Annotated in this window: 15 protein-coding genes and 1 tRNA gene; 7 read left to right on the top strand and 9 right to left on the bottom strand. The window is 42.6% G+C overall.

Features of this window, described 5'->3' with window-relative positions; genetic code table 11:
* Position 1 precedes the first annotated feature (1 nt).
* The gene (locus GD631_RS11125; protein ID WP_143258298.1) at positions 2-370 is read right to left on the bottom strand and encodes a ribosomal maturation YjgA family protein; all 369 of its coding nucleotides are present in this window, start codon (positions 368-370) and stop codon (positions 2-4) included.
* A 175-nt stretch (positions 371-545) separates the two neighbouring features.
* Between GD631_RS11125 and GD631_RS11120 the strand changes: the two genes are divergently transcribed.
* On the top strand, positions 546-1,214 hold the full coding sequence (locus GD631_RS11120; RefSeq protein WP_143258293.1) for an MgtC/SapB family protein: 669 nt from the start codon (positions 546-548) through the stop codon (positions 1,212-1,214).
* 116 nt (positions 1,215-1,330) lie between these two features.
* Here GD631_RS11120 and GD631_RS11115 read toward each other — a convergent pair whose 3' ends face one another.
* The 3 genes from GD631_RS11115 to GD631_RS11105 form a co-directional block, all read right to left on the bottom strand.
* Positions 1,331-2,104 carry a TIGR03915 family putative DNA repair protein gene (locus tag GD631_RS11115; protein ID WP_143258290.1) on the bottom strand — a complete coding sequence of 258 codons (774 nt, stop codon included), beginning with the start codon at positions 2,102-2,104 and terminating at the stop codon, positions 1,331-1,333.
* Positions 2,105-2,128: 24 nt separating this feature from the next.
* A complete protein-coding gene (locus GD631_RS11110; RefSeq protein WP_143258289.1) occupies positions 2,129-3,400 on the bottom strand; it encodes a putative DNA modification/repair radical SAM protein in 1,272 nt (423 codons plus the stop codon).
* 318 nt (positions 3,401-3,718) lie between these two features.
* Positions 3,719-3,895 carry a BF3379 family histone-like protein gene (locus GD631_RS11105; protein ID WP_004301965.1) on the bottom strand — a complete coding sequence of 59 codons (177 nt, stop codon included), beginning with the start codon at positions 3,893-3,895 and terminating at the stop codon, positions 3,719-3,721.
* Positions 3,896-4,042: 147 nt separating this feature from the next.
* Here GD631_RS11105 and GD631_RS11100 point away from each other — a divergent pair, with 147 nt between their 5' ends.
* The 3 genes from GD631_RS11100 to GD631_RS11090 all read left to right on the top strand — a co-directional run bounded on the left by GD631_RS11100 (position 4,043) and on the right by GD631_RS11090 (position 7,958).
* On the top strand, positions 4,043-4,690 hold the full coding sequence (locus GD631_RS11100; RefSeq protein WP_004314088.1) for an AlbA family DNA-binding domain-containing protein: 648 nt from the start codon (positions 4,043-4,045) through the stop codon (positions 4,688-4,690).
* Positions 4,691-4,913: 223 nt separating this feature from the next.
* Entirely contained in the window at positions 4,914-5,546 is a 633-nt protein-coding gene (locus GD631_RS11095; protein WP_143258286.1) for a DUF8491 family protein, read from the top strand.
* A gap of 276 nt (positions 5,547-5,822) precedes the next feature.
* Positions 5,823-7,958, top strand: a complete 2,136-nt coding sequence (locus GD631_RS11090; RefSeq protein WP_143258283.1) for a KamA family radical SAM protein — start codon at positions 5,823-5,825, stop codon at positions 7,956-7,958.
* Between the two features lie 10 nt (positions 7,959-7,968).
* Here GD631_RS11090 and GD631_RS11085 read toward each other — a convergent pair whose 3' ends face one another.
* The 4 genes from GD631_RS11085 to GD631_RS11070 form a co-directional block, all read right to left on the bottom strand.
* Positions 7,969-9,288, bottom strand: coding sequence for a nucleobase:cation symporter-2 family protein (locus GD631_RS11085; protein WP_143258279.1), 1,320 nt, complete (start codon positions 9,286-9,288; stop codon positions 7,969-7,971).
* A gap of 116 nt (positions 9,289-9,404) precedes the next feature.
* Positions 9,405-10,112, bottom strand: coding sequence for a nucleoside-specific channel-forming Tsx family protein (locus GD631_RS11080; protein ID WP_143258275.1), 708 nt, complete (start codon positions 10,110-10,112; stop codon positions 9,405-9,407).
* Positions 10,113-10,185: 73 nt separating this feature from the next.
* Positions 10,186-11,781: a SusD/RagB family nutrient-binding outer membrane lipoprotein gene (locus GD631_RS11075; protein WP_143258272.1), complete on the bottom strand. Its 1,596-nt coding sequence runs from the start codon at positions 11,779-11,781 to the stop codon at positions 10,186-10,188.
* Between the two features lie 15 nt (positions 11,782-11,796).
* Positions 11,797-14,928, bottom strand: coding sequence for a SusC/RagA family TonB-linked outer membrane protein (locus GD631_RS11070; protein ID WP_185911441.1), 3,132 nt, complete (start codon positions 14,926-14,928; stop codon positions 11,797-11,799).
* Between the two features lie 108 nt (positions 14,929-15,036).
* On the opposite strand from GD631_RS11070, the gene GD631_RS11065 reads away from it, so the two are divergent.
* The 3 genes from GD631_RS11065 to GD631_RS11055 all read left to right on the top strand — a co-directional run bounded on the left by GD631_RS11065 (position 15,037) and on the right by GD631_RS11055 (position 16,155).
* Positions 15,037-15,615 (top strand): uracil-DNA glycosylase family protein, encoded by a 579-nt coding sequence (locus GD631_RS11065; protein ID WP_143258266.1) that lies wholly within the window; start codon positions 15,037-15,039, stop codon positions 15,613-15,615.
* 48 nt (positions 15,616-15,663) lie between these two features.
* Positions 15,664-16,017: an arsenate reductase family protein gene (locus GD631_RS11060; protein WP_143258262.1), complete on the top strand. Its 354-nt coding sequence runs from the start codon at positions 15,664-15,666 to the stop codon at positions 16,015-16,017.
* A gap of 65 nt (positions 16,018-16,082) precedes the next feature.
* Positions 16,083-16,155 (top strand) — tRNA-Trp (locus GD631_RS11055).
* Positions 16,156-16,371: 216 nt separating this feature from the next.
* On the opposite strand, the gene GD631_RS11050 is transcribed toward GD631_RS11055, so the two are convergent.
* Complete coding sequence (locus GD631_RS11050; RefSeq protein ID WP_143258258.1) at positions 16,372-18,222, bottom strand: vWA domain-containing protein; 1,851 nt, start codon at positions 18,220-18,222, stop codon at positions 16,372-16,374.
* Positions 18,223-18,411 lie beyond the last annotated feature (189 nt).

Here is an 18,411-nt window from a genome sequence, read left to right as displayed (position 1 = left end):
TTTATGACTTATGCTGAAACAAACGCTCGAATAAAACAATAAATACACATCCCGCCGCATAACAAGCTATATCCGCCCAATCGAACGTAGAGCCCAAAATGATTCTGGCTGCATGGTTGGTAATGCCCAACATCTCTACCAACTGGAAGTATTGCAACACTTCTACAAAACAAGCAAAAAGAAAGACATAAAACGGCATCCGAGGAATTCCTGTCGGGAGAAATATTCTCACAAAACTATACACCAGGACTACCACCAGCATATCTCCGACATAAGGACGTATGAAATTATCACGTACATACAAAGCTATCAGCACCTCTATACAAAAGATCAGCAAAAAGCTGATTATATAAAAAAATCTTTTCTTCATTATTCACTCAATCACAGGATTAAACATTCATTTGAGTCTGCGAATATACGATAAAATGAAACGGATACATTCAAATATTACTAAATTAATGACCCCTAAAGGAGAAATAATTGTATATTTATAGTTCCAAGTATTTTTCCACAAACAATAAAAAAGTAGAAAGGAGATTGAACACATGATGTTGAACATAGATTTCGTAATTCGTTTATTGGTCGCCGGAATACTGGGGGCGATCATCGGACTGGATCGTGAATACCGTGCCAAAGAGGCCGGATACCGTACTCATTTCCTCGTATCGCTAGGCAGTGCCCTGATTATGATTGTTTCTCAATACGGATTTCAGGAGATTATAAAAGAAAGCAGTGTCACGCTTGATCCCAGTCGTGTGGCGGCACAAGTCGTCAGTGGTATCGGATTTATCGGTGCGGGAACCATCATCTTCCAAAAGCAGATTGTACGCGGACTGACTACCGCCGCAGGAATCTGGGCAACAGCCGGTATCGGACTGGCAGTAGGCGCAGGAATGTACACCATCGGCATTGCTGCCATGGTATTGACCCTCATCGGACTGGAATTACTTACTTACCTGTTTAAAAGCATCGGAATGAAAAGCTCGATGGTTTCTTTCTCTACTACCAACAAAGACACTCTGAAACAAATAGCGGACAAATTCAACTCTAAAGACTACCTGATAGTCTCTTACGAAATGGAAACATTACATAAGGGTGAAGCAGAGTTTTATCAGGTGAGTATGGTCATCAAGTCGAAACGAAATAACGATGAAGGACATTTGCTTTCATTGATACAGGAGTTTCCGGAGGTAACAGTGCAGCGAATTGAATAATTGAAGAAATAAAGAATCGAAAAACTCAAAAAGCCCCTTTACAGAAAGATAAAAGAGAAACAAAAACAGAAGAAGCAAAGAGGAGTATTTTTTCTAAAATATAAAGAGATGGAATTCTATTTCTGCTTTTCCGTCAGATACTTCCAATAACGTACAGGCATATCTTGCCTGTGCTTTCTTGGATTGATACGTTCTTTGATACAAATGGCCTTGAAATAAGTTTTCCAGAGTTGTTGGAAAAGCTTCTCATCCTTGTCCATCAGACTTTCATCCAGCATCCCCGTAATCAGATGAGATTCACGGCTGTCATCATCAAACGAGATGGTCGTCACTTCTTGCAAGTCATAATAAAAACCATAACGGCGTTTCATGTCGTAAATAATCCACTTCTGATCGGCAAAACGGTCTTTGAAATGGTGGACGGTAAGAGGAAGCGCATTATACTGCGGTTCGAAAGCCGCAAAGAATGTACCATCCGCAGCTTTCTGAAAACGGACAAACTGCATCAGGTGCACACGTTCGCCATCCACTTTCTTCCATATTTGCGCCAATTGCAAAACGTCCGGATCGCCAAAATTGGTTTCGATGGAACGGGGTGAGTCGATCGCTTTACGGATATAACGAAAAATAAGCATCCCTACCTCCGGAAGCTCCGACAGCCAACTTTGTGTGAGGCAGCCCAAAGCAGAAACAGAGACTTTCTTCTGCAATCCCCGCCACACACGCCCGGCCTTTTCTTCATCGGTGACTACGGTATGTAACTCATCATAAAATAAGGGTAAAGCATCTCCTTCCGACAATAAGTCATCAGGAAAGGTCTTGCGGAAATAGGCGTCGAACACGGCAGTCAGCAGACCATCAAAGGTTTTATCGTAGATATAAATATTCACTTGTTATATTTATTATTTGATAATTTACGATTCGCCAAAATCAAGTAACAATTGGCGTTCATCCACTTTCTTTTTCGGTTTCGGCAGCAATAAGCTACGTACCCGTTGCGGTGAAAGTTCGTTCACGGTCTGCATTTGGAGAGGCAGCTCTTTGCAGGTGATGAAATATTGCGCCTTCTTCATCACCACTCCTATCTTCTTTAGTTCATAAAAACCCAGTCGCGAAAAACGGCGGGAAGCGACAATCAGCTTCGCCGACTTCACTCCCACTCCCGGCACACGGAGCAACATTTCGTAGTCCGCTTTGTTGATGTCGACAGGAAACTGCTCGGGATGACGCAAAGCCCACGAGAGTTTCGGGTCTATCTCGAGGTCGAGATCCGGATAGGCATCATCCACAATTTCGTCCACCTTGAATTGGTAAAAACGCAATAACCAGTCAGCCTGATAGAGCCGGTTTTCACGTACCAAAGGCGGTTGCTTCAATGCCGGAAGACGTTTATCATACGTATTCACAGAAACGTAGCCCGAGTAATAGACACGCTTCATGGTCGGCCGGCCGTAAAGAGCCGACGAAAGGAAAAGAATATCTTTATCCGACTCGGAGGTAGCTCCCACAATCACTTGGGTACTTTGTCCCGCAGGCGCGAAACGAGGTGCATGGCGAAACTTCTGCCGTTCTTCCTTACTCTCCAATACACCTTGCTGAATATATTTCATCGGAGCAAATACACTTTTATGATCTTTCTCCGGCGCAAGGAGTTTCAGGTTTTCTTCTTTGGGAATTTCGACGTTGACACTCAAACGGTCGGCATACAGCCCAGCCTCATTCACCAATTCACGACTGGCACCGGGAATACTCTTGAGATGAATATAACCGTTAAACCGGTACACTTGCCGCAAATCTTTAGCTACACGCACCAGTCTCTCCATCGTATAATCCGGATTGCGGACCACTCCGGAACTAAGAAACAGCCCTTCAATGTAGTTACGACGATAGAATTCCATCGTCAGTTCCACCAATTCCGAAACGGAAAATGTAGCGCGGGGAAGATCGTTGCTACGACGGTTGATACAGTAAGCACAGTCGTAGATACAATAATTGGTAAGCATGATTTTCAATAGCGAGATACACCGTCCGTCCTCGGCAAAGCTATGGCAGATTCCCCATCCTCCGACAGTGTTTCCCAGCGTGCCCGGCTTATTGGAGCGCACCGTACCACTGGAAGAACAGGAAACGTCGTACTTGGCAGATTCCGCAAGTATCTTCAGTTTAGCTAAGACGTTTTCGTTCATAATTCCCAATCTTGATTCTTTTCGCAAATATACGATTTAATTTGAGATGCGCATAGAGGAAAAAAGTTTTGCAAGCCCAACAAACAACAATATTGCAAATGAAGACTCCACCGTATTTAGCATTAACATAAAAAGGAAGCAGAAATTTAATACTACTCATATATTTTTGGGGTGCCGCACACAAACATACACCTTTCTATCTAAATCATCATCACTATCCGTGCTAAAACAACTAAAAAGTCATTTCGCATAAAAATAGAAAGAGGGCATATCGTGAAGCGATATGCCCTCTTTTTCGATATCTTAGTAGTCTTCTAATTATTTCTTAGAAGCTTCCAAAGATGCTTTACGGAATTCTTTCATTGCTTTTTCGATTTCCAAAGAAGCTTTACGAGCACGAGTTCCTGCTGCTTTGTTACCGTTTTCGATCTGCGCGTTAGCATCTTTTGAGAAGTCAGCATAAAGAGCTGCTACTTTTTCTACCAATTCTTTCATAATCCTTTTATTTTTTTCGTTAATAATGTGCCGCAAAAATACACTGTTTCCCGAAATAAAAGCATAAAATCAATATTTTTTTTGAAATAATCTTCGAAAAATATCTAAAAAAGGGGCTTTTCACCATTTTTACCTACCTTTGTAGCCATGAAACTGCTTACAGATACCGATTATATACATGCATTGATTGCTGAAGGAGAGCACCAGCAACAGGACTTTAAATTCGAAATTTCCGACGCACGCAAAATTGCCAAAACACTCTCGGCTTTTGCCAACACGGACGGAGGAAGATTACTTATTGGCGTAAAAGACAATGGCAAAATTGCGGGAGTACGCTCCGAAGAAGAAAAATATATGATTGAGGCCGCCGCACAACTTTATTGCGTACCGGAAGTGGAATACACATTACAAACATATATAGTGGAGGGACGGCAAGTGTTGGTAGCGACCATCGAAGAGACTCCGCATAAACCAGTTTACGCCAAAGACGAAACAGGGAAACCTCTAGCCTATCTCCGTATCAAGGATGAAAACATTCTGGCAACACCTATACATCTCCGTGTATGGCAACAAAGCGACAGCCCCCGTGGTGAACTGATCCGTTACACCGAACGTGAACAGCTACTGCTCGAACAACTGGAACATGGCACTTTACTCTCACTCAACCGCTACTGTCGCCAAACCGGACTTTCACGACGTGCCGCTGAACATCTGCTCGCCAAATTTGTCCGTTATGATATTGTGGAACCCGTATTCGAAAATCATAAATTCTACTTCCGAATAAAAAACGAATAACCACAAACAATATTTAAATGATTACCGGGCACAAAAGAAAGCCGGCATTCAAAGTCCTGTTTTTAAGAAAGAGTCTATGCCGGACATCGAAAAGGACTTGGAATGTTGGTGAAAACCAACTGTTTTTGTACCTTTGCACGGAAATTGACAGATGGTAGTTATGTTATATACCTTCCATGCGCTCAAATAGTAAATTGTAAATAATAAAATTGTAGAGATAACAATGGGCTTATTTGGTTTATTCAAGAAAAAATCCGATGAAACGAAAGTCGGCAATGTAGAAGATTTCATATCACTGACCCGGGTGTATTTCCAGTCAGTGATCGCCACAAACCTAGGTATCACCAATATCCGATTCCTGCCGGACGTAGCTAACTTCAAACGTTTGTTTAAAGTGCCTACTCAAAACGGCAAACTGGGATTGGCCGAAAAGTCTGCCTCACGCAAAATGCTGATGCAGGATTATGGGTTGAACGAGAATTTCTTCAAGGAAATCGACGCTTCCGTGAAACGTAACTGCCGCACTCAAAATGATATTCAATCTTATTTATTCATGTATCAGGGATTTTCTAATGATCTGATGATGTTGATGGGAAATCTGATGCAGTGGAAGTTCCGTATGCCGTCGATCTTTAAAAAGGCTTTGTATGGTATGACGCAGAAAACGGTACATGATGTTTGTACCAAGATGGTGTGGAAGGCGGATGATGTGCATAAAACGGCTGCGGCTGTCCGTCAATACAAAGAGCGTCTGGGGTACTCGGAACAGTGGATGACGGATTATGTGTATAATATCGTTCTCCTTGCCAAGAAGGAGCCGAAACGGAAGGATGACGACACGGAAACGAAAAAATGAGTCGCGTTAAATGTTAGAAAAGCGTAAAGATTAATACGATAGAGAAAGCGGGGGTTTTGTACTTCCGCTTTTTTTGTTATCTTTATGTACTTTTTTCTTTTGTCTTGATACAAAAGAAAAAGTACCAAAAAAGAAAAAATCAAGGCTGCTTCTGCCGGGCTACTTCGGTCTCATCCCCGGCGTTAAGAAGGGCAGACTAGGCCGGAAGACCATACGGCGCGGGGTAGTTCAAACTTAAAATACTTATTATATAATTTAAAAATTGATAGATTGCTTATGAAACAAAAGAAAATGCTTACACTTACTTTTTCACAGTTGAAACAAATCTATGGTCAGGAAATTCCGGAGATAGTGGAGATAGCGGATAAGAGCTCTACTGTTGAGGATTTCAAGACTGGAATACTGCGGTTGTTGGAAACTTGCAGGATAGAAAACGAAGCTGCGGAGGAGGCAAGGGAGCAAATTCGACTCTTACTCCATTATGATGGGCAGAATGTCCATGAACTGTCTACGGGACAGGATATGTCAGTACAGACTATTCGGCTGCTTTATGAGTTTCTGACGGGGACGTTGGAGAATATGGAGATGCCGACGGATTTGTTTATTGAAATTTACCAGATGTTTAAACGGTTGAAGGGAGAAGTTACGCCTTTGCCGTCACCGCAGCGTATCAAAAGCCGGAATGACCGGTGGGAAACCGGACTGGATGAAGAGGTACGGGAGATACGGGATGAAAATAAGGAACGGATGTTGCACTTGCTGATTCAGAAGATTGAGAACAGGAAGTCGAAGCCTTCAGTGCGTTTCCACTTTGAGGAGGGAATGAGTTATGAGGAGAAATACAGGTTGGTGAGTGAATGGTGGAATGATTTCCGCTTTCATTTGGCGATGGCTGTGAAGAGTCCGGGAGAACTGAATCGGTTCCTGGGGAATTCTCTTTCTTCGGAGACTATGTATTTGCTTTATCGGGCACGAAAAAAGGGGATGCCGTTTTTTGCGACTCCTTATTATTTGTCGTTACTCAATATCACGGGATATGGGTATAATGACGATGCTATTCGGAGTTATATTCTTTATTCGCCACGGTTGGTGGAGACGTATGGAAATATTCGCGCGTGGGAAAAGGAGGATATTGTAGAGGCTGGTAAGCCTAATGCTGCGGGATGGCTCCTGCCGGACGGGCATAATATTCATCGCCGGTATCCGGAGGTGGCTATTCTCATTCCTGACACGATGGGACGGGCTTGCGGGGGACTTTGTGCTTCTTGTCAGCGGATGTACGATTTCCAAAGCGAACGGTTGAATTTCGAGTTTGAGTCTTTACGTCCGAAGGAATCATGGGATCGTAAGTTGCGCCGGTTGATGACTTATTTTGAAGAGGATACGCAGTTGCGGGATATCCTGATTACAGGGGGCGATGCGCTGATGAGTCAGAATAAGACGCTTCAGAATATTCTGGATGCGGTGTATCGGATGGCGGCACGCAAACAGAGGGCGAATCTCGAACGCCCGGAAGGAGAGAAATATGCGGAATTGCAACGGGTACGGCTGGGGTCACGGTTATTGGCTTATTTGCCGATGCGTATCAATGACGGATTGGTGGATATTCTGCGGGAATTCAAGGAGAAGGCTTCGGCTATCGGGGTGAAACAGTTTATTATCCAGACTCATTTTCAGACACCGTTGGAGGTTACGCCTGAAGCTAAAGAAGCGATCAGGAAAGTTCTTTCTGCCGGATGGATTATCACGAATCAGTTGGTATATACCGTGGCGGCTTCACGCCGGGGACATACGACGCGGCTTCGCCAGGTGCTTAATTCATTGGGAGTCATGTGTTATTATACTTTCTCGGTGAAGGGATTCAATGAAAATTATGCGGTATTTGCTCCTAATAGTCGTTCGATGCAGGAACAACAAGAGGAAAAGATCTATGGCTGGATGACGCCGGAACAGGAAAAAGAATTATATAAGATATTAGAAACGAGGGTTGGAACGGAAGAGGAGCCGAAAGAAGATGTTGCCAAACAATTAAGACGTTTCATGAGAAAGCATCATTTACCTTTCCTTGCTACGGATCGCAGTGTGCTGAATTTACCGGCTATCGGTAAGAGTATGACTTTTCAGGTGGTGGGACTAACGGAGGAAGGAAAACGTATTCTGCGCTTCGAACATGACGGCACTCGTCATCATAGCCCGATTATCGACCAGATGGGACAGATTTATATTGTAGAAAATAAATCACTGGCTGCTTATCTGCGCCAATTAGCCAAAATGGGAGAAGATCCGGAAGATTATGCTTCTATCTGGAATTATACGAAAGGAGAAACCGAACCTCGCTTCAGTCTTTACGAGTATCCTGATTTCCCCTTCCGCACTACTGATAAAATGAGTAATTTAAGTATCAAGTATTAGGTGTCAAGTATTAATCGACAACTTTTACACGTATTACTATATTTGCAATAATTGCAGTAAGACCTCCGGTGGTGATCCCTGAAGAGAAGATACTTCGAATTGCTTCCGGGGCTTGTTGTAATACGTCCGGCATTAGTTCTACTCCTAAGCCTAAAGAGAGGCTGACTGCTAATACCAAAGTTTCTTTACGCCCTATTTCTTGTGAGGAGATGATACGGATTCCTGCCGCTGCTACTGTGCCGAACATTAGTAAGGTTGCACCGCCCAATACAGGATCGGGCATTAAGGAGAATACGGCACCTACGATGGGGAATAATCCCAAAAGAACGAGCATTACCGCAATATAATAACCGACATAGCGGCTGGCTACTCCGGTCAATTGGATAATACCGTTATTCTGCGCAAAGATGGAGTTGGGAAAAGAATTGAATACACCGGCAAGGAAAGAATTGAATCCATCTGCCATTACTCCACCGGAAACTCGTTTCAAATAGGAATCTCCTTCAATGGGAAGTCCGGAAATCATAGAGTTGGCAGTCACGTCACCTGTTGCTTCAATGGCAGTTATCAGGTAGACCAGACCAATGGCTATGAAAGAAGACACATTAAAATCAACACCATATTTAAAAGGTTGGGGAATATTAAAGTTCATCAGCATTTCCACATTCAACGCACTCATATCCACTTTTCCCAAAACAAATGCCAAGCCATAGCCAAAGCAAAGACCGAGTACAATGGAACTCATGCGCAGGTATTTGTTCCCACAACGGTTAAAAAACAAGACGCTAAGAAGTACCAGTGCTGCAATAGACAGGTTTTCCCAGGTAGCAAACGTACCGTTATCCATAGCTGCATATCCACCTCCGCAAGATACGATACCTACTTTTATCAGGCTCAATCCGATAAGCAGTACGACAATACCGGAAACCAGCGGAGTGATGATATTACGCAGATATTTGAATGTGCGGCTGACAATCATTTCGATAGGCGCGGCAGCCATACAGGAACCGAAGATTAACGGCAATCCGCCGACCATTCCTGTAGCGATAATAGGGCCGATAAAAGAAAAACTGGTTCCCTGGATGCAGAGCAGCTTTGCTCCTATCGCACCCAAACGGCGGCATTGTATAAAGGTAGATACTCCCGAAGCAAAAAGGGACATGGAAACCAGAAAGCTTGTCTTTTCTACATCCAGCTTTAAAGCACTTGCGATGATAAGCGGAGGTGTAATAATCGCTACGAAAATAGCCAAAAGATGTTGTAAAGCCGCAAACAGGGCATCTTTAAAAGGGGGACGGTCTTCTACACCGTAGATTAAATCAGTTTTCATTTAATAGGTTGTCTATATATTTTTGTAAGTTCCGCAAAGGGGTAAACAGAGATTCCTCTGAAGTTCAGATTCTTTTAGTCCGACTTCTTTTAATTCAATTTCTTTTAATCTGTTTTTTAATTCAGTGTCCATTTCAGAGCAAGTGTTGGAATCACATAAAAGCCATCGCGGCCACCAAAGTTGTTGCTCAATTCGACTTCGGAGCCAACACTTAGATTGAAATTTTTATTTACTCCCTTGATTTGATTCAGGTTTACCCAGAATTGTGGTTCGGAGAGGAAGATAGTCTTTCCGTAGTTCGTTTCTTCACGCCACCAGTCGGCAAAGCCGGAGAAAGTAAGCAGGTTGCGGCAGAAGTTCACGTACCACGTACCCGTCAACTGGAAGTTGTTGGGTGATGGATGTTTTTGGATATACTTATACATGGCGGTCAGTGTGAAACCTTTGGAAAAAGAGGCATTATTAAAGGTATAAGTAGCTCCTGCCAGATAAGCATTTTTATAAGACATTCCTTTGGATAATCCACCGTTATATTCAAGATGCGCAGAAAAAGGACCTTTCCAGAATTTTAGTTCACGGGCTATTTCCCAATAAGCGGAAGCGACACCTTCGGAGGTATAATCCATATCGACAAAGAAATAAGTACTTCCCCAAGTATCAGGATGAAACTTCTCTACTGTGGAGGTTAACAGCGGACGACCTTGCAAATCTTTGTCATACAAAGAACGTCCGAAATCATAATGTAACTGGATGTTTTGCGCCTGCAATCCCGGTACGGCAGAAAGCAACATACAAAGGAAAAGAGCAGAGATAATCTGTTTCATAAGTAAATGTGTTTAAATGAAGATGCAAAAATAGTTAAAGCAACACATATAAACACACTACTTTTATCTTTTTTTATTCCAGGTTATTATTTCCCGTGTCCCACCAAAGTCTTATACCCCCATGGTCATCTCCTCCCAAAGCTTCCACAAGTGCGGAATATTGCTCCGGGTCTTCTGTCTGCAAGGTACCAGGGAAGTTTAGACGGCGCACCATAATCTCCGTTTCGATAGATCCGTTTCTGCTATGATTGAATCGTACGGGGAATAAACGGGGATATCCTGTCCGTCTTTGTTCAGCCCAGGCTTCACAACCTTCCGGAAACATAGCAATCCACTTCTGCGTAATGATCTTCTCCAGTTTCGTTTCCTTATCATCCAACGGATCCCATTTGGGAGAGACTTTACAGCGGGCCTCTATATTATTTTCCTCATCATACGTATCTATAAAGTCAGAGGCTGTACGTTCACTTTGCAGATAATCTTCCACACCATAGATTCCCCATTGATGGAAAGAAGTAGTTACACCGTTCTGATAACAGGTTTCTTCATCTTCATCCGTCCACCCGCGCAAAGCAGCTTCGGCACGCAGAAACCAGACTTCCGAAGCAGTCATCAGAGGCGCATCGGTGCTTTGCTTGACAAACAGCTTCGACAATCCAGAATAATGACTATGAGCAAAACATGTCCCCTGACGAATTCCACGATATTGTCCTTTCAGGGCTTCATCCGTACAGTGTTCGAAATAAATTCCAAGACGGGGATCATTATATCCGGCCAAGATTGATTCCATATTAGCACTCATGTAAGTTTCATTCCACACACGATTAAGTTCTCCCAATGGATTGGTATATCCGGATTTAGCAGAAACAACAGCTCCGCCTGTTTCCGCTTCAAAGAAGCCGTAATCGTTTTCCTTTATTTTCTGTATTTCAGCACGTGCCTTATCGGGGACAACAGAAGCAATACGCATTGCCAGCCGCAAACGCAACGAATTGGCAAACTTTATCCAGGAGGGGTATTTCCCATCCAACAAAATATCAAAACGCGCAAATCCATTGAATTCCGGTTTCTCCTCTATATAACCGGTGAGAGCAACCACGGCAGAATCGAGTTCATTGAAAAACTCATAATAAACATCTTTTTGTTTATCAGGACGGTAATGGTTTTCCGCATTCGCAAAATTCTTATAAATGATGGGACCATAATAATCCGTCACACGATGCATTGCTTCCACCTTTAATATTTTCGTGATCCCGAACAAGGCAGGATGTGTATTCCGGGTAGCATTCTCCGATTGGTATATCTGTGGGAAAATATAAGAATACATATGCGTCCACATGGCGCTGTTCCAACCATCCTGCATATTATAGTCGGAATTATGGGAACCTCCGTTCAAGGGTTTGCCGTCATGCATATACCCACCGAACATGTCTGCGTTCAGATTCTGTATTAGCTGAAAAGGCCAGTTCTTCCCTTTTCCGTAGTCGTAATTAAAATAAATCCCCTGCTGAATAATGCCCAAACGGATTCCATAACCATTGTCATCAATTATTAAGTCATCATCCGTGATACCGGACAAGTCGGTATTGTAATCACGGAAATGACCGGTACATGCTACAGAAAAGAGCAGTAAGCCCAGCAAGTATAGATATACATATTTTCTCTTCATTTCTCTCTCCTACCTTTAAAATTCACATTTCAGAGTAAAGCCCAAACTACGGGTTGTAGGCATTCCGAATACTTCAATACCTTGGTTATCATTCCCGGTGGAAAGTACCAAATCCGGATCAAAAGGAGCTTTCTTATATAAGAAACATAGATTGCGTGCCACAAACGAAAGCTGCACGTCTTTCAAAACCTTCGTTTTCTGTATCCACTTCTTTGAGAAATTATAGCTCAACGATACTTCGCGCAACCGTAAATTAGTAGCATCATACATATAATATTCTGTCACTCCGGCACGCCCGCCCACTACATTTTTATAGAATCCTTTCACATTATCGATCTGCTGACCTTCAAGCATTACATATCCTCTGTCACGCGCATCAGCCGTAATTTCCGATACGCCATAGAGATCCATTTCCGCCTGTGTCTGCGAAAGGACTTTGCCTCCGTAACGCCAGTCAAGCAGGAAATAAAGGCTGAATCCTTTGTAAGAGAATGTGTGATCCCATCCCATCATAAAGACAGGATTGGCATTTCCTACTTTCACTGTGTTTCCGTCACCTTCCACCAATGGAAGTCCTTTGTAATCTCCTTCTGTTTCATAAACAATATTTCCTGCGGCATCACGTACAAAAGCTTTACCATAGATATCACCGATAGAACCATCTTTCACCAATTTCATTGCATAACTGGAAGAAAAGCTCGTAGGCCCGTAGACTAATTCTTTCAATTCGTCGTGCAGCTTCACAATCTTATTCTTGTTAGCAGAAAAATTAATGGAAGTTTTCCAAGTGAAATCAGAAGTCAGTATCGGAGTTCCGTTCAGTGTCACTTCCCATCCACGGTTCTGAATATTCCCGGCATTTACATATCGGTAAGCAAACTTATCACCTGCAAGTGCAGGAAGTTTGAAAAACTGATTATAAGTATTGGTACGATAATAAGTCAGATTGATTCTTAACCGATGTTGGAAGAATCTCCATTCCGTTCCGAATTCCATGGCATGAGTCATTTCCGGCTCCATATCTTTGAAAGGAGCGGCATCATTCGCCTGCATCTCGCCACCGGCACCGATATGAGAAGTGGAATTAGTGACAAATACAGGAATATCGTTCCCCACTTTACTATAGGCACCACGCAGTTTCGCAAAAGAAATCCATTCGGGCAGCTTCACCCATTTATCAAGCAATATGGAAAGACCAACGGAAGGATAAGCAAATCCCGCTTTCTCATGTTCAGTATAAGCCAAGGTTGATGCCCAGTCATTACGAGCTGTCAAATCAAGAAATAATTTTTCCTTGTAGCCAATCTGTGCTGTACCGAAAATAGATTGCAACTGACGATGCTCATCTATTTTCTGATCAATACTGGCAGAACTGTTCATGATGATATTGGCAATATTAAATACATTAGCAAACTTCAGAGAAGCATTTTTGGAATCATAACGGGTCGAATTTCTGATTCGGTCATTTATACTACCGCCAATAGCCGCATCCAGTGTAAAATCTCCCCAGGTTTTCTTAAACATCGCCATCACATCACCATACATCTGTGTTTCCTGATAATCCATTTCAATATATCGGCCGTTCACTCCACACAGGGCAGTAGCGGTAGACGCATAGAATTTCTGACGCAACTTGTCAGCCCAGTAGTCCATGTTGCCACGAGCTTGAATCGTCAACCAATCATTTATCTTAAAGTTTGCCGAAAGGGAAAGGATAACGCGCGTACGTGTTTCTTTACTTTGTATACGATTCACTATCCAATATGGATTCTGTTCGAAATCTTCAGTAAACGTATGCCAGTTCTGCACATTCAAATTCCGCTCTTCGTCATAAGTTTCAAAATGATCTTTATAATAAGACAGATTCTCACCACGAGGAAAACGATAAAGCCCTACCAACGGATTCATATAAAAGCCTCCCGATACCGGCTTATTTTCGACAGTTTGTTTCATTACATTCACATTACCATCCAGTTTCAAACGTTTGTTGAACATGGTAGCCGTTTCGCGTAGGTTTATATTATGCTTCTTCAGCTTATTCTTATCCATAATCCCCTTCCCGGTGGTGTTGGCATAGGAGAAATAAGTTTGCAGAGTTTCATTTCCATAGCTGACGGATACAGAAGTCATTGAGGTCAATCCGGTACGGAAAAAATCATTCAGATTATCATGAAGCGTCAGATTCTCTTTCTCACCCCAGCTGTCCACCACATCACTGACACCATAACGGTTCTGCATTTCAGGCAGGCTGAATGCTTTCTCGAAAGTTAGTCCCGTAGAGAAATTAATATTCCTTTGCCCGACAGAATTTCCTTTTTTAGTAGTGATAAGAATGACCCCGTTAGCAGCCATGCTGCCATATAAAGCTGCTGCTGGAGCACCTTTCAGGATACTGATGCTTTCCACATCTTCCGGATTTAGATTAGAAATCCCATCTCCTCCGTCACGGTTGCCGGCATTCGCCGTACCTCCAATAGCCGAATAAGCCTGCTCGGAAGAGGTATTCGACATCGGCACTCCGTCTATCACATAAAGCGGTTGATTATCACCGGACACCGAACGGATTCCCCGGAGACTGACTTTTGCAGACCCTCCCATACCGGAAGAGTTCTTATTGATTTGTACACCGGCAGCTTTTCCTGCCAGCGCAGTAATCATATTTATTTCTTTCACACGATTCAGTTCCTCTCCCTTGATTTTCTGCGCAGAATAAGCCAATGTAGCTTCATCCTTCTCAAGTCCCAAGGCTGTTACGATGACATGATCAAGCATCACCGCGTCTTCCTGAAGACGTATTTCAAGCATAGTCCGACCTGTCACATTGACTTCTAAAGTCTTGTAACCTACAAAAGAAACCTGCAAGACAGCACTATCCGGAACAGATAAAAAGAATCGTCCATCAATATCGGTCACAGTACCATTAGCTCCCCCCTTTTCTCGTATTGTAGCACCGATTAGTGGTTCACCATAGATATCAATAACACGCCCTCTCACGGTATAATTGTCAGAAAGAGCTTCTACTGTCCCTCTTAACACCTGTTGCTCCGAAGCATAACAATTCCCACCCTCTAGGAAAAACAAGCTCATCAAGAAACAACTTACTAAAATTTCTTTTTTCAATGATATAATAAAATATTGTTTGTTCATTATGCCGCAAAAATAACTAAATATTTTAAATCTAGCATTTTTTCTCATTGATTTTGAGGGAAATAAACATTATCACTATTTTTGTGCTAAATTAAAAATGAAAGAAATATGGAAATCGAAACACATCCGTTAGCACCATTTCTCCCAGCGAAATCAAAGCTACTTATGCTGGGAAGTTTTCCGCCACAGAAAAAACGTTGGTCGATGGACTTTTATTATCCGAACCTAAACAATGATATGTGGCGTATATACGGAATCTTATTCTTTAATGATAAGAATCACTTTCTGAATTCGACACTAAAATCGTTCTGTCGTGAGCAAATCATAGACTTTTTGAACGAAAAGGGAATTGCCCTGTTCGATACCGCTTCATCCATCCGCCGGTTGCAGGATAACGCATCGGATAAGTTTCTCGAAGTAGTGGAGGCTACCGATGTAGCAGCATTACTGCTACAACTTCCCGAATGCAAAGCCATCGTCACTACGGGGCAAAAAGCAACGGACACTCTCCGACAGCAATTCGATATAGAAGAGCCGAAAGTAGGCGATTACTCCGAGTTTGTTTTCGAAGGACGCGCCATGCGGCTTTACCGTATGCCTTCCTCATCAAGAGCATACCCACTGGCATTGGATAAGAAAGCAGCCGCTTATCGGATTATGTTTCAGGATTTGCAAATATTGAGGTGAAGTTTAAGTATTAAGTATTACATAGTAAGAATTAAATTATAAATGAATATGGCAACATTATTTTTGCAGTACCCGGCATGCAGCACATGCCAGAAAGCCAAGAAATGGTTAACAGAAAATAACATTGAGTTCACAAACCGATTAATTGTAGAAGAAAATCCTACGGTTGAAGAATTAAAAGCATGGATTCCACGCAGCGGTCTACCGGTGAAGAAATTCTTCAACACGAGTGGATTAGTATATAAAGAGCTGAAACTAAGCGAGAAACTACCTGCAATGAGTGAGGAAGAGCAGATAGCACTCTTGGCAACGAACGGTAAATTGGTAAAACGCCCATTGGTAGTGACAGACAGCTTCGTTCTGGTCGGTTTTAAGCCCGATGAGTGGAAAAAATTAAAATAATTCAAAACTTATTTACCCGAATGTTTGGAGATTCAGAAGTTTCTACTACCTTTGCAGCCGCAAACACGGGAGTAGCTCAGTTGGTAGAGCACCGGTCTCCAAAACCGGGTGTCGGGAGTTCGAGCCTCTCCTCCCGTGCAGAGTTAAATAGCTATAAACGAAAAGTTTATGGCTATTTTTCGTTTTAGGTCAGACGAATTTCGGACGAAATTAATTATAGTGACGGTATCCGACAAAGATAGTGACGGTATACAACAGTGATAGCGTCACTATCCCGAGCATATACCGTCACTATTATTTTCTAAGATTATCTATCTGGAATTTTACGTTTATTCATATCAGTGATCTGCTGTCCTAGTTCTTATTCGTTCTTTCCAATCCTTTAGCAGCCTCAACCAAACGAATGAATTCTCTTCTATATCCTTTATCATCGTTATTCAGTCCCTGTTTGGCCAGATCAATCACTTTGTCGTAACTGGCATTTCCTTTAAAGTCAGACTCCCGAAGTAGCTGTCCGAACATAGCCACTGCAGAAGCAAAGCGGAAATCGGAAGAAACATTATTTCCGTTATTATCTACGAAAGGAAGTTCCATTTTCTTGCTGACATCTTTATCCGGAGCTTTATAACGCAGCTTCACAGTCAGGAGTTCATTAGAGCCTGTCGGCTTCACAGACACTTTCTCTTTCTTCTGATATTTCAAGTCGTCTATTTTACCCACATATTCATTCTTTGCTCCTGTAGGAACCACCTCGTAAAAGGCTGTCACCGTATGTCCCGCACCCATATCTCCGGCATCTTTAGCGTCATTATTAAAATCCTCGTCTTTCAACAGACGGCTTTCGTAACCAATCAGACGATATGCCTGCACTTGGGAAGGATTAAATTCGACTTGCAGTTTGACGTCTTTTGCCACTGTATGCAGCGTAGCACCGAATTCGCCTACCAAAACACGGTTGGCTTCCTGCAAGTTATCTATATAAGCATGATTGCCATTTCCCTTTTCAGCCAATACCTGAATCTTCTTATCTTTATAATTACCCATGCCATAGCCCAGTACGGTAAGGAACACTCCACTCTTTCGTTCTTTTTCAATCAATTGTTCCAATCCTTCAGCGGAAGAAACGCCCACATTAAAATCACCATCGGAGCAAAGTATGATACGGTTATTGCCGTTAGAGATCAGATTCTTCTTGGCTATTTTATATGCTAGCAAAATACCTGCGCCACCTGCCGTAGAACCACCAGCCGTTAATTCATCTATCGCTTCGCGAATCTTCTGTTTGTCGCTGCCCGGAGTTGCTTCCAGTTTCACACCGGCACTGCCAGAATAAGTCACAATCGCTACTTTATCTTTATCACGTAAGTTATTCACCAATAATTTGAGAGATGACTTCACCAAATCCAACCGGTTGGCTCCCCACATAGAACCGGAGACGTCAATCAGGAATACCAGATTAGACGCAGGCAGATTATCCGTCGGGATTTCTTTTGCTTTCAGGCCGATACGTACAAGACGATGATTGCTATTCCAGGGACAGGCTCCAGATTCCATCGTAATTTTCACAGGATCATTTCCTGCCGGCTTCGGATAATCATAAGAAAAGTAGTTCACCAATTCTTCCGTACGGATAGCATCAACCGGAGGCAGTTCACCTTTATTTATAAAACGACGCATATTACTATAAGAAGCGGCGTCTACATCAATAGAGAAAGTAGAAAGCGGAGCATCCGACACACTCTTGAAACCGTTCTCCTGAAACTCCCCGTATTCTTCCGCATTTGCAGCATCATACATGACTCCTGATGTCGGACATACTGCCATATAAGCAGTAGACATTAATTTTGCAGCCCTTGTCTCATGCCCATATCCTACCACCACACATTCTTCCAATACCAGTTCGTCAGCTTTCATCTTCACATCCAGCGTAGCCGATTTCACCACCCTTTTCTCTTGCCTATACCCGATATACTGGAACAGCAATGTTTCCCCTTTCTTAGCCTGTATCGTGTACCGACCATTCGTATTCGTTACCGTACCTTTTGTAGTACCCTTTATCTGTACCGAACAGCCGACAAGCGGAGTTCCATCCTTTGCATCCGTCACAGTACCCGACACGGTAATAGCTTGCGCGTTCACCATACCTAAAGAAACAACTGCCATCAGCAGTACGAGCATCATTGCTCTGAATTGATTTGTTTTCATAACTTCATTATTTAAAATGTTACTAATAGTTCGCTTTTACTATAGAGATGCAGATTTCACACTGATTCCATAAATGACTTGAACTTTTTTTATCCGGCAGAAAAAAAGAGTCCTTTCAAAATTCTCCCTTATTCCTTTGCCACTCATCAGATGATGTGTATATTTGCGAATCATAAACATATCACAAAT

Source organism: Bacteroides luhongzhouii, assembly GCF_009193295.2.
Lineage (GTDB): Bacteria > Bacteroidota > Bacteroidia > Bacteroidales > Bacteroidaceae > Bacteroides > Bacteroides luhongzhouii.
Note: the sequence above shows the minus strand (reverse complement) of the source record. Positions and strands in the feature narration are given on the sequence as shown.